Here is a 12073-nt window from a genome sequence, read left to right on the forward strand (position 1 = left end):
ACTTCGGCTCACTCCCCGTTCTTTTTACGTGCGCGTGGGTGGGCTTGGTCGTAGGCTTGCGCCAAATGTTGGAAATCCAAGTGCGTGTAGATTTGGGTCGTCGAAATATTCTCGTGCCCTAAAAGCTCCTGCACCGCACGTAAGTTATTGCTTGATTCGAGCATATGTGTCGCAAATGAGTGACGCAATTTATGCGGACTAATATGGCTTGCGACAGACTGTTTCTGCCCCCATTCAGCCATGCGCTTTTGCACGCTACGATGCGAAATACGCGTTCCAAGCTTAGATACAAACAAGGCGGGCTCACCTGGAGCGGCTAAATCACCACGAACGCGTAACCACTTCCCGACCCACTCGGTTGCCATCCCAGAGAACGGCACTTTACGTTCTTTATCGCCTTTACCAATAACACGAAGCTCACCACTACGCAGTTGTACGTCACGTACATCCACACCCACCAGTTCAGCCAAACGTAAGCCGGCGCCATACATCAGCTCCATCATGGCGCGATCGCGCACAGCCAACGGGTCGTCCTCGTTGACTTCAAGTAATTGGCTCACTTCGTCAACATCGAGGTTTTTGGGCAACGGGCGTTTTTTGCGAGGTGCTGAAACCCCTTTGGCTGGGTTAGCAGACATCTCGCCACGCAGAATAAGGAAATCGAAAAAGCTACGCAGCGATGAGAGTCGCGTTGCCAAACTGCTGGCTTTCATGCCTTCTCGCATGCCCTTACCTGCTAATTGGCGCACCCAACCAGCATCCACTTGAGACCAATCTTTGAGCCCCATTTCAGCTAAGTGCTGCGCCATAGTTTCTAGCTGCTGTTTGTAATTGCGCTGAGTATGTAGGCTAAGCCCCTTTTCGCTTCGTAAGAATTCATAGAAGCGCTCAAGAGGCTTTTGCAGACTATTTGGCAGAGGATTGTTGGGAGTTGTCGTCATCGTAACTTTGCCATACCAGTGTTTGAGCGAGATGTGCCACTACTAATGATAGGTGACGCAAAAACAAGGTATCCATATCTGGCTGAAAATGGCCGCCATCTTCACTAGAAAAAGCAAGCACGCCCAGTGTTTGCTGTTTCACGAGCGGCAGTACCACATAGGAACCCATTTCCGGCACTTCCATGTTGCCAAACAAAGCTTCACGATCCACTTTGCGAAGACGTCCTAAGTACGCATCTTTGCCATTTAAGTGAGTGGTCGCGAAGCGTTGATAACTTTCCTTACTCAATTGAATCGATGCGTCGCATTGACTAAACAATCGAACAAACGCACGTAAGCCCAATGCTTTGGCTTTATCTTCGATAGAATGAATGACTTGTTTAAAGTCACCACACTTTAGAATCTGCCCCTGCAAATCCATAAATTCGTAAAAGGTGCGATCATTGTTCGCCGCAAGCGATATTAGTGTAGTGATCTCTTCCTCTAACTCTTCAATGCGCTGACGTTGACGATTCATTTGGATGTGCACCAAAGATACCGCGCCTAAGTCTGAGTGTGGGAAAGATAAACGATCCACAAGTTCCGGACGTTGCACAAAAAAGTCTGGATGATCTTTGAGGTACTCGGCCACTACTTCAGCCGTTAAGGCATCTGCTTCTACTTGAGACAAACCGTTTCCTTTTTCTTCAACTAGCAAGATAATTGACCATCAAATACATGCGTTGTAGGTCCGGTCATAAACAACGGCTTGCCAGGACCTTGCCATGCAATTCGCAATTCACCACCAGGTAGAGAAACCTTAACGTTTTCATCCAACAAGCCCTGCAGAATCCCAACCGCGACTGCCGCGCATGCACCACTACCACAAGCTTGTGTCTCTCCTGCGCCTCGCTCATAAACTCGAAGACGAATATGGTCACGACTCATCACCTGCATAAAGCCAGCGTTGACGCGCTCTGGGAAACGCTCATGCGACTCAAGCAGCGGACCGAGAGTTTCCACTTCTGCCGTATCCACATCGTCGACCACGGTCACTACGTGCGGGTTACCCATGCTCACAGCACCACAAAACAAGGTATTGTCGCCTGCTCGCATGATGTAAGTTTTCTCTTTTTGCTTCGCTTTGAAAGGAATTTTGTTCGGTTCAAACTCTGGCACGCCCATGTTGACCGTCACTTCCCCATCATCTTCGATGTTGAGAATCATCTTTCCTTTCTTGGTGCTCACGCTGATGCTGTATTTATTGGTCAGCCCCTTCAAGCGAACAAAGCGGGCAAAACAGCGTGCACCGTTACCACACTGTTCAACTTCACTACCATCGGCATTAAAAATCCGATAATGGAAGTCGGTTTCAGGGTCGTAAGGGGCCTCTACCACAAGCAATTGGTCAAAACCAACGCCAGTATGACGATCCGCCAAGCGGCGGATCAGGTCTTGCGAGAAAAACACGTTCTGGGTAATACAGTCGACGACCATGAAGTCGTTGCCCAAACCGTGCATTTTGGAAAAGTGGAAATGCATTTGTTGTATGTTACTCCGGTAGAATCTGTTCCAGCTGCCACAAACTGGTCAGCTCCTCACGCTGGCGAACTAAGTGGCTTTGTTTACCGTCCACCATCACTTCTGCCGCTCGGGTACGAGTATTGTAGTTCGAAGACATCACAAAACCATAGGCACCTGCTGAACGAACCGCGAGTAGATCACCTTCTTGCAAAACGAGTGCGCGATCTTTACCCAAGAAGTCGCCGGTTTCACAAATAGGACCAACCAAGTCGTAAGTCTGAGCTTCACCCTTTCGCGGTGAAACTGGCACAATATCTTGCCATGCTTGGTATAGCGCAGGACGCATCAAGTCGTTCATTGCAGCGTCGATAATCGCAAAGTTTTTATGCTCAGTATGTTTTAAAAACTCAACACGCGTTAGCAATATACCTGCGTTCGCAGCAATTGCACGGCCTGGCTCAAAGATCAGCTCCAAGTCTTGGTGATTTTCAAGACGGCCTAGTAACGCTTTGGCGTAATCAGAAGGCTGAGGTGGTAATTCATCACGATAGACCACACCCAAACCACCGCCGACGTCAAGGTGACGAATGTTAATGCCTTGCGCTTTTAAATCATCAATCAGGGCTAATAAACGGTCTGTCGCGTCGATAAATGGGTCTATATTGGTCAGCTGAGAACCAATGTGGCAGTCGATACCTTGCACATTCAAGTTCGGCAGGCTTTGCGCGAATTTATAAACATCTGGCGCACGATCAAACGCAATGCCGAATTTATTGTCGCGAAGACCAGTCGAAATGTAAGGGTGTGTTTTCGCGTCGACATCTGGATTGATACGCAGAGAAATTGGCGCAATCACACCAAGCTCACCCGCAACCTTGTTCAAACGTTCTAGCTCTGGCTCAGATTCAACGTTGAAACATTTGATACCTAGCTCAAGAGCGCGCTTCATCTCTGCCGGTGTTTTCCCAACACCAGAGAAGACGACTTTCTTCGGATCACCGCCTGCGGCAATCACACGCTCAAGTTCACCACCCGACACGATGTCAAAACCCGATCCCAAACGCGCTAGCGTGTTCAATACGCCTAAGTTTGAGTTGGCTTTCACCGCGTAGCAAACCAGGTGAGGATGCTGACCCACAGCACTATCAAACGCCTTCCAATGGCGCTCTAGCGTGGCTCGAGAATATACATAAAGAGGAGTGCCATATTGCTCTGCAAGAGCTTGAAGTGGGACGTCTTCGGCCCAAAGCTGGCCATCATCCTGATAGTTGAAGTAATCCAAAATTCGCTTCCCTTATTTTATTCGACTGCTGAACCCTAATTTCACCCTAAGGTGCGGTTATTTATTGTGATTGCTCATTCTGTTGAGTGTCATCTGGAATGTATAGTGAGCCAGACTGACCACACCCCGCTAAGGTCGCGGCAACCATCACAAACAACACAGTAACTAATTTTTTCATTTCGCATATCGTGATTATTGAATCAATGCCCCCTATAATCGCACCACACTCAGGAAAAGCAATAGGATAGACGGATGAACGATACTGAATTTCATCAACTGGTGGATGCGCAGATGCAAATCATCGAAGAATCCATCGATGATTCAGGCGCAGACATTGATTACGAAGTCACTGGCAACGTAATGACATTGGAATTTGAAGACCGAAGCCAAATCATCATTAATCGCCAAGAGCCGATGCATGAGATCTGGCTAGCGTCCAAATCTGGTGGTTTCCACTTCAAGCTTATTGAAGGTAAATGGACCTGCTCAAAAACGGGTATGGAGCTATTTGAAATGGTGAAGAAAGAGTGTGAAAAGCACGCAGGCGAAGCCATTGATTGGGCATAATTCTGGTCAATCGTCACCAAAACAAAAAGAGCACCGAAGTGCTCTTTTTGTTTATTGATACGGGTTTAATTACGCGTTCACAGTTTTGGTCGGGCGACTCGGTGAACAACCGTCATTACGGTAAGGAATGATATACGCATTCCCCTCTTCAGGGTGAATAATTTGATAGTACTGAGGCAGGTTAAAATTAATAAACTTCGACGCGACGCGACTATCGTCTTTTACCGACGTGTAGAAACTGTTTACAGACGAAATCATTTCATCTTTGGAGCCACTAAATTGGTGATACACTTCTACTTGATTTGACTCATCCAACACATAAATATTGAAGCCATCTTCGTTATCTTCAAAGAAGAACTGCACCAGACCTTCACTGGCAAACCCATCCACCGCTTCCGGCATTTGATATTCTTGCTCACGATCGAGCATTAACAGCGGCGAGCCTTTGAGTTTGTTAGTGGAAATGCTGCGGTAGAAATCGATGGAATTTTCTAGCTTCTGCACCGACACACCACGACGTTCAAAGAACAACCCATAAGTCTGGTTACCAAGACGCATCGCTTTAAAGCGGCGACGTTTCTCTTGCTCTACTGGTTTCAAGCGTAAGTCGATACATTCAGCTAAAAGCTGGTAAACCATATTACGCATCACACCACGCATGTTCTTCGCATAGCAGAACACATCCACTGATTCTGGTGGCAACGCATCTTGGTGCATTTTGCCCAAAATGGTTTTCAGTGCATCCAGCATCGCCGTTTCCCCTTTGAAATGCAGCGTACGCACTTCATGCCAAGAATTACGGTAAACAAGGTCAACACTGCCGACTAAATTTTTATGTTCTGGACCAAAGCTAAAAATATCGGTGTTCTTAACATCCACTTTCAACGAACGACCAGAAAGTTCAGACGTCGGATCATTTTCAAAGTTGATGAACATCGCAAGCTGGCTTATTTCACAAGGACTCGCTAGCGCCTGCATAGATGGACGACGCTTACGCAACGCAAAAGTATTTCGTAAGTCACTCACCATTTGGTAAAACTTATCAATATCTAGCTGCGCTTCACGTACCACGGCATGTAAACGAGTCGATTCAGTAATCAAGCCATTGAAGAATGCCCAAGCAACCAACTTACTCAAGTATTCATGATGCTCTAGATATGGTTGCCCCAAAATGCGGTGCGCAATAAGTGGTTGTTTATAGAGGTACCAACCAGACTTGTTCACTCCCCCTTTTTTCACTTCGATAAAGCTCAAGTCAGGCTCGTGCAGATCAGGTGAAATCTGTGGGTTTAGTAACGTTACTTTGCCCGGCAATACTTCAAAAGCTGCGTAAAGTTTACGGGCCAAAATACTGATGTCTTGCGGACTGATAGCAGAAGTGATGTCGTTACGACGCGCAAATTGAATCAAGTTACGGTAGCTTTGCATCAACGCATCCAGCAATGCATGATGTACCACCTTTACTTGTTCAACCTTCCAATTACGGCGGTCATCGAGCTCTGCAACGACACTGGCATCCCAATTCCATTTTGCAATCATATCGCTCAGCGCTTCACGACGCCAAGCTACTGAGCCAACATTCGGCTCACGAGATAATTTTTCATGGGTTTTGAGATAGAAACAGCGACGCACTAAATCCAAACGTGTATCGTCTTGAATTCGCTCTAAGTAACGGGTTACTTTTTCCAACATTAAGTAGTACGCATCCATGCCATAGAGATCAGGCTCATGGGCAAAGAAACGACGTTTAGTGTCGATGCTTAACAATTGAGTATGCGGGTATTCCCACGAGTAAGCTTCTAGCAAGATGGCTTTTAATACCGATTTGTAGGGAGAGTCGATGCTTTTGTATAACTGCCACAAGTTCGAGCCGAAGTATTCTTCAGCAGGAATGCAGTTCAATTTACCAAAGTCGATCCATTCACTACAGTCGATGTAACCATCACTGCACAGTTGAGAAACGTACTCGTCGTAACACTCTTCCATTTCTGGCGGCACGATTTGCCATAACAAACGCTGTCCGGCAATACGCACCGCACTACGATAGAATTCATCTAGCAAAAGTAAGTGCTGAGATGAACCACAGTTATCACCTGTCATCTCCTCAGAATGATTGCTTCTAAAGCGCTCTTTATCCATTAAGAAAAAGTTCGCTTCCACGCCTTTGCTTTGTGCCCAATCCGTGATGAGTAAGCATTTATTGGTCAATAACTCGCGTTCGTCACAATCCATCTCTGGTGAGATACACACCCAAATATCCAAATCACTGGAAGTACTTTGACCAATCGAGGAGGTACTGCCCATGGTGTACAAACCCAATATAGCGGGCTTTTCTACCGTCTTGAGCGGCTGACCAATGGCAAGTTGAATATCATCTATGAATTGTTGCTGAATGCTATTTAGTTCAAGCCCATGCACACCAAAAGGGACATCGGCATCATAATAGCCAGGAATTACAGGATGGTTGTAGTTCAACAAGGCAGGAATCAAATGGAAGACTTGCTGGCTTTGCGAATCCATAAGCGCCAGCGCGCGATCAACTCGCTGCTGATTCAAATTATCTAGTCGCTGGATGATTTTTTGGGTGTAAGCCTGCAAGGGGAATTCCTTGGTTGAACAATCACGAAAATCTGCTGACGTTTTAAACCAAAATGGCTTAAAAACGTGATCAATTTAACACTTTTATTGGTGCGGGTAAAGCTTCACGCCCGCGTATCACTCTGGATACAAAACCATACTTTAGTCACAAAATTAATCGCGCGGTAGTGTCGCTCTTATTACCTATTACTAATAATAGTCCTTAGTCTAATTGAGAATCCAGTCACACTATTTTCATAACGTCATGTAATTCCATTCATAGCCTTCAGAGATAACGAACTAACAGTAAGCATTTCTTGATGAGAATGGTAGGATAAACCCAAATCCAAACAGCATTGAGAAGATCATGACACAATCCACACCGATTCGCATTGCAACTCGAAAAAGCCCTCTTGCTTTATGGCAAGCTTACTTTGTTAAAGACGCCCTTCAAGCCGCTCACCCTGGCTTGGAAGTCGAGTTAGTAACCATGGTGACCAAAGGTGACGTGATTTTAGATACACCACTAGCAAAAGTTGGCGGCAAAGGCTTGTTCGTAAAAGAGCTTGAAGTCGCGATGCTAGAAGGACGCGCAGACCTCGCCGTTCACTCAATGAAAGACGTACCCGTCGATTTCCCAGAAGGCCTTGGCCTCGTGACCATTTGTGAGCGTGAAGATCCTCGTGATGCCTTCATCTCTAATACCTATAGCCACATTGATGAGCTCCCTCAAGGTGCCGTGGTTGGTACTTGCAGTTTGCGCCGTCAATGCCAACTGAAAGAATATCGTCCGGACATCATCATCAAAGAGCTTCGCGGTAATGTGGGCACTCGCCTTGGTAAGTTAGATGCGGGTGAGTATGATGCAATCATTCTTGCTGCGGCTGGCCTCAAACGATTGAAGCTTGAAGAACGCATTCGTAGCTTTATCGAACCAGAGCAATCACTACCAGCGGTAGGCCAAGGTGCTGTCGGTATTGAGTGCCGCCTTGACGATGAAAGACTGCTTAAGCTGCTTGAGCCACTTAACCACCAAGACACCGTAGACCGCGTTTTGTGTGAGCGCGCAATGAATCTGACCCTAGAAGGCGGCTGTCAGGTACCAATCGGCAGCTATGCCCTACTAGACGGCGACAACATTTGGTTACGCGCATTAGTTGGCGAACCAGATGGCAGCGTAATTGTTCGTGGTGAAATTCGTGGCCATCGTAAAGATGGCGAAGCATTAGGAGTGCAGCTAGCCAATGAGCTGCTAGATAACGGCGCTCGTGAAATCCTAACTAAGCTGTACGCAGATCACGAATAACCATGGCAGTGTTGGTCACTCGGCCGGGAGAGCAAGGCAACGCGCTTTGCTCTCTGCTCGAAAGGCACGGCATTTCCGCATATCACCATCCTCTGATCGACATTGTCGCCGATCTCACGGACACGCACCTCTCTAAACATCTACATCAAGCTCAAATTGTTATCGCTGTTAGTCGACATGCAGTGCAATGTGCACAGCAAATCTTAGCCAGCAACGGGATGTCATGGCCGAAACAAGCTATTTACCTTGCCGTTGGTCAAAAAACAGCACACTATTTAAGCAAATGTACCCAACAGAAAGTACACTATCCCCAAGTCAGTGATAGTGAACACTTATTGCGACTGCCAGAGCTCAACAATGTGGCACAACAACAAGTTCTTATCCTTCGTGGTAACGGCGGAAGAGAGCTGATCAAAGATGCATTGGTGAGGCGTGGCGCAAAAGTTCACTATAGTGAGACTTACAAGAGAGAATTCATCCCATTCGATCCAGTAAGCTGTATCTCACTATGGAAAAACCTACAAATTAACCAGATTATTGTCACCAGTGGTGAACAACTGGATTATTTGTGCAGCCAATTGACGTCGGAGCAATTGACTTGGCTTAATCAACAAGAGTTGTATATCCCCAGTCAGCGTATCGCTGACATCGCAATTCAAAGGGGGTTCACTCGCGTGAGATGCACGGGAAGCGCATCCAACCAAGAATTACTGGCGGCTCTCCAGCCCTAGCTACACAGGATATAGGCATGACAAGTAAAAATAACGACCAAAAAAATAACGATAAAAACCTTTCCGAAGAAACCTCATCGGCACCGCTAGTCGAAAAAACCACATCGCAGCAGGATGCGGACCTTAAAAAAGAGCAACCACAAGCGGCCGAGCCCCCAAAAACAGCAGAGCCAACCAAAGTCGAGTTTGAAGAAAAACAAGGTAAACGCGGTGTCAAACTAGGCACGGTCGCTATCATCTTATCGATTATTTTTGGCGGTGGCCTCGCGTACAAGGTGCATCAACAGCAAGCCGATTACCAAGCGCAGATCGCCCAACTAAAAAGTCAGCTAGAAAGCACTCAAGCTTCCATGAAGCAAGAGCTCAGCCGGGTACAAGAAGAAACCATCGAGAAAGCAACAACCGTGACACACAAAGCGGAAGTGGTACTTGGACAGCAACAGAAGAGCATTGAAAGCTTACAGCTCGCCGTTGCCGATGTGAAAGGTCGTCGACCAAACGACTGGCTATTAGCGGAAGCCGATTACCTTGTCAAATTAGCTGGTCGTAAATTGTTCTTAGAGCACGATGTAGAAAGCGCGACTCAACTGATGGAAAGTGCAGACCAACGCATTGCAGCACTGAATGACCCTAGCCTCGTCAAACTACGTAAAGCAATGGCGAACGATATCACCAAACTTCGCACTATCCCGCTAATTGACCGTGATGGATTGGTACTACGCTTAACTGCCCTACAACAGCAAGTAGACAAGCTCCCTCTCGCCAATGCACTGCTACCTGAAGCTGAAGCCGTAGAAAACACTGAAGTGTCTGAAGATATCGCAAACTGGCAAGATAACTTAATGACCTCTTTGAAGGACTTTTCAGAAAACTTCATTACCTTCCGCACGCGCGATGGTAACGTTATTCCATTGCTTTCTCCTGAGCAACACTTTTACCTGAAAGAAAACATCAAAGCCAAATTGGAAACGGCAATAAAAGCGGTGTACCAAGAGCAAGGTGAAATTTACACCACGTCTCTAAAAACAGCAGACAAATGGGCATTAGCTTTCTTCAACCAAGACGATAATTCTGTTAAAGAGTTCAACAAAACGGTTAACCTACTAAGTCAGCAAAATATTCAAGTGGAATACCCAACAAAACTGCAAAGTCAGTCTCAACTATCAGATGTCATCCGTGAACGCCTACGTCGTGAAGTCACAACGATGACAGGCATGGAGGATAAGTAATGTTTCGTCTTATTTTCCTATTTGTTGTACTAGGCGCAGGACTATTTGTTGGCACCCAGTTTTCTGGTCAGCAAGGCTATGTACTCATCTCCATTGCCGAGAAAACGATCGAGATGAGCGTAACGACATTAGTGGTTTTCGTTATCGCTGCACTCGCAGGTCTTTTTCTGCTTGAGTACCTGATTAAGAAGTTAGTTTATGCTAGTTCTACAACATGGAATTACTTCAGTGTTCGCAAAATGCGCCATTCCCGCCGATACACCAATGAAGGCATTATTAAACTTCTAGAAGGTGACTGGAAAGGTGCTGAGAAGAAAGTAACTCGCTGGGCAAATCATCACGATATGCCGCTGCTTTGCTACTTGGTTGCGTCTGAAGCCGCACAAGGCCAAGGTGATAAAGCAAAACGAGATCACTATCTAGAGCTAGCGAGCCAACAAGAGAACGCCCATCTCGCAGTAGAACTGACTCGAGCGAAACAATTTATCCGCGACAACGAGTTCGAGTCCGCTTTCGATACCTTGCAATCGTTAAAAAGTCAGTATGCGAGTAACTCTATTGTATTGAACTTGCTGAAAACAACGTACATGCAGCTAAAGTTGTGGCAACCTCTTATTGACCTCTTGCCACAACTAACCAAAGCAAAACTCATCACGGAAGAAGAACATGCAGAGCTGATTCAAAAGGCGCAGTGCGGCTTACTCCATGAAGTAGCGCAGCAACAGGGTAGCGAAGGGCTAATCTCCCATTGGAATAGCCTCTCACGTAAAGTGAAACAAGACACACACCTCGTTGCCTGTTTTGCTCGAGAACTCATCACACGAAAAGCTGATGCAGAAGCCTTTACCGTGCTAAAAGAAGCATTAAAAAAACAACCAGCCCCAGAGCTTTATCAACTACTGCCAGATCTAAATCTGCCAGATACCCACCCTGTCGTGGTCTTCTTAGAGGGAGTAGTGAAGAAAGAACCGGATAACGCCGCTGCCCATAGCGCATTAGCGCACTTCTATTTCCGTCAAGAGAAGTGGCAAGAAGCCCAGGATCACTTTGAGATCGCCTTAAAGCTTCGCTCTGACGTCTCTGACTATGCATTCCTAGCAGACACACTAGAGAAGCAAAATCTAACCAAAGCTGCTCACGAAGTCTCTCGTAAAGCTCTCACGCTAGTACACTCTCGTAAAGCTCTCACGCTAGTACAGAATGACTAACTAAAGGTGACCTAACGAAGCCGGCAGCTTACTGTCGGCTTTTTTATTGCCTGCTACTAACCCTTTAGTCCTTGGTCATCAAGATGTTTATCAAATTCATTGGCTCCCAAGTAGTGCCCGACTTCCTAGTAACTAACTATCGTTTCACTTTCACTCTTCTCTTTTGACTACTCTGATCCTGTCATTCCAGCAGAATCCAAAACAATTTTAAAAGATGCAGGAATACGTAACTTTAGCCTGTAGAAGTATGGTTTTAAGACGTAGCTAGATTTAGGCAATAGAGCACGCGCGTCGCTAGACTGAGTAAAACAAAAAGATACATCAGTGAAACAGTGGCTATTTGAGTATGCTTATTCCCGTAAAAGGGGCTAGAGAAGCAATGGTAGTGCTTTAAGAGAACGATAAGGCAATAGATGGTTCAACAGCATCTCCAACAACCTTATCGGGACAGCATGCAGTGATGAGGATGAACAGCTTTAGAGGCAACTGCACTTCTTAGCAAAAATCAAAACGTCACAACCAATACCGATACCAATATTACTTTGTCGAAAAGTAGATCGCATATGGAATTGATTTTTGACAAGCACAGATAGAGTAATAAAGATGTGCGGAAATGAAAAAAGCCTCGCTATTTCTAGCGAGGCTTCTTAATAGTGGCGGAGAGATAGGGATTTGAACCCTAGATACGCTATTAACGTATGCCGGTTTTCAAGACCGGTGCTTTCAACC

At 46.1% G+C, this 12073-nt stretch carries 11 protein-coding genes; 5 read left to right on the top strand and 6 right to left on the bottom strand.

Annotated features, from left to right (window positions below; genetic code table 11):
- Positions 1–8: 8 nt before the first annotated feature.
- From xerC to lptM, 5 genes are all read right to left on the bottom strand, one after another.
- Positions 9–941: a tyrosine recombinase XerC gene (xerC, locus tag R7035_RS22435; protein WP_132937319.1), complete on the bottom strand. Its 933-nt coding sequence runs from the start codon at positions 939–941 to the stop codon at positions 9–11.
- Entirely contained in the window at positions 907–1638 is a 732-nt protein-coding gene (locus R7035_RS22440; RefSeq protein ID WP_186584592.1) for a DUF484 family protein, read from the bottom strand. The genes xerC and R7035_RS22440 overlap by 35 nt, the downstream gene beginning before the upstream one ends.
- A complete protein-coding gene (gene dapF / locus R7035_RS22445) occupies positions 1632–2462 on the bottom strand; it encodes a diaminopimelate epimerase (RefSeq protein ID WP_005378744.1) in 831 nt (276 codons plus the stop codon). Before dapF ends, R7035_RS22440 begins: the two co-directional genes overlap by 7 nt.
- A 10-nt stretch (positions 2463–2472) precedes the next feature.
- The gene (gene lysA, locus R7035_RS22450) at positions 2473–3726 is read right to left on the bottom strand and encodes a diaminopimelate decarboxylase (protein WP_005378745.1); all 1254 of its coding nucleotides are present in this window, start codon (positions 3724–3726) and stop codon (positions 2473–2475) included.
- A 61-nt stretch (positions 3727–3787) separates the two neighbouring features.
- Positions 3788–3904: an LPS translocon maturation chaperone LptM gene (gene lptM / locus R7035_RS26220; protein ID WP_005378746.1), complete on the bottom strand. Its 117-nt coding sequence runs from the start codon at positions 3902–3904 to the stop codon at positions 3788–3790.
- Positions 3905–3978: 74 nt separating this feature from the next.
- On the opposite strand from lptM, the gene cyaY reads away from it, so the two are divergent.
- Positions 3979–4293 (top strand): iron donor protein CyaY, encoded by a 315-nt coding sequence (gene cyaY / locus R7035_RS22460; protein ID WP_005378747.1) that lies wholly within the window; start codon positions 3979–3981, stop codon positions 4291–4293.
- Positions 4294–4362: 69 nt separating this feature from the next.
- Here the strand turns inward: cyaY and R7035_RS22465 are convergent, their stop codons facing one another.
- A complete protein-coding gene (locus tag R7035_RS22465) occupies positions 4363–6891 on the bottom strand; it encodes a class I adenylate cyclase (RefSeq protein ID WP_053350817.1) in 2529 nt (842 codons plus the stop codon).
- A 346-nt stretch (positions 6892–7237) separates the two neighbouring features.
- Between R7035_RS22465 and hemC the strand changes: the two genes are divergently transcribed.
- Genes hemC through R7035_RS22485 form a run of 4 tightly spaced genes read left to right on the top strand, consistent with a single transcriptional unit; the run spans position 7238 to position 11344 of the window.
- Complete coding sequence (gene hemC, locus R7035_RS22470; RefSeq protein WP_132937321.1) at positions 7238–8176, top strand: hydroxymethylbilane synthase; 939 nt, start codon at positions 7238–7240, stop codon at positions 8174–8176.
- Between the two features lie 2 nt (positions 8177–8178).
- Positions 8179–8907, top strand: a complete 729-nt coding sequence (locus R7035_RS22475) for a uroporphyrinogen-III synthase (protein WP_005383386.1) — start codon at positions 8179–8181, stop codon at positions 8905–8907.
- A gap of 17 nt (positions 8908–8924) precedes the next feature.
- Positions 8925–10136 carry a uroporphyrinogen-III C-methyltransferase gene (locus R7035_RS22480; RefSeq protein ID WP_104979849.1) on the top strand — a complete coding sequence of 404 codons (1212 nt, stop codon included), beginning with the start codon at positions 8925–8927 and terminating at the stop codon, positions 10134–10136.
- Complete coding sequence (locus R7035_RS22485; protein WP_256901424.1) at positions 10136–11344, top strand: heme biosynthesis protein HemY; 1209 nt, start codon at positions 10136–10138, stop codon at positions 11342–11344. The genes R7035_RS22480 and R7035_RS22485 overlap by 1 nt, the downstream gene beginning before the upstream one ends.
- The last annotated feature ends 729 nt before the right edge of the window (positions 11345–12073 follow it).

Source organism: Vibrio sp. 1731 (genome assembly GCF_033339955.1).
GTDB lineage: Bacteria > Pseudomonadota > Gammaproteobacteria > Enterobacterales > Vibrionaceae > Vibrio > Vibrio alginolyticus.

Excerpts from the sequence above, each read along its gene's own strand:
- xerC (WP_132937319.1), bottom strand. The coding sequence starts at position 941 with ATGACGACAACTCCCAACAATCCTCTGCCAAATAGTCTGCAAAAGCCT.
- dapF (WP_005378744.1), bottom strand. The coding sequence starts at position 2,462 with ATGCATTTCCACTTTTCCAAAATGCACGGTTTGGGCAACGACTTCATG.
- lptM (WP_005378746.1), bottom strand. The coding sequence starts at position 3,904 with ATGAAAAAATTAGTTACTGTGTTGTTTGTGATGGTTGCCGCGACCTTA.
- cyaY (WP_005378747.1), top strand. The coding sequence starts at position 3,979 with ATGAACGATACTGAATTTCATCAACTGGTGGATGCGCAGATGCAAATC.
- hemC (WP_132937321.1), top strand. The coding sequence starts at position 7,238 with ATGACACAATCCACACCGATTCGCATTGCAACTCGAAAAAGCCCTCTT.
- R7035_RS22475 (WP_005383386.1), top strand. The coding sequence starts at position 8,179 with ATGGCAGTGTTGGTCACTCGGCCGGGAGAGCAAGGCAACGCGCTTTGC.
- R7035_RS22480 (WP_104979849.1), top strand. The coding sequence starts at position 8,925 with ATGACAAGTAAAAATAACGACCAAAAAAATAACGATAAAAACCTTTCC.
- R7035_RS22485 (WP_256901424.1), top strand. The coding sequence starts at position 10,136 with ATGTTTCGTCTTATTTTCCTATTTGTTGTACTAGGCGCAGGACTATTT.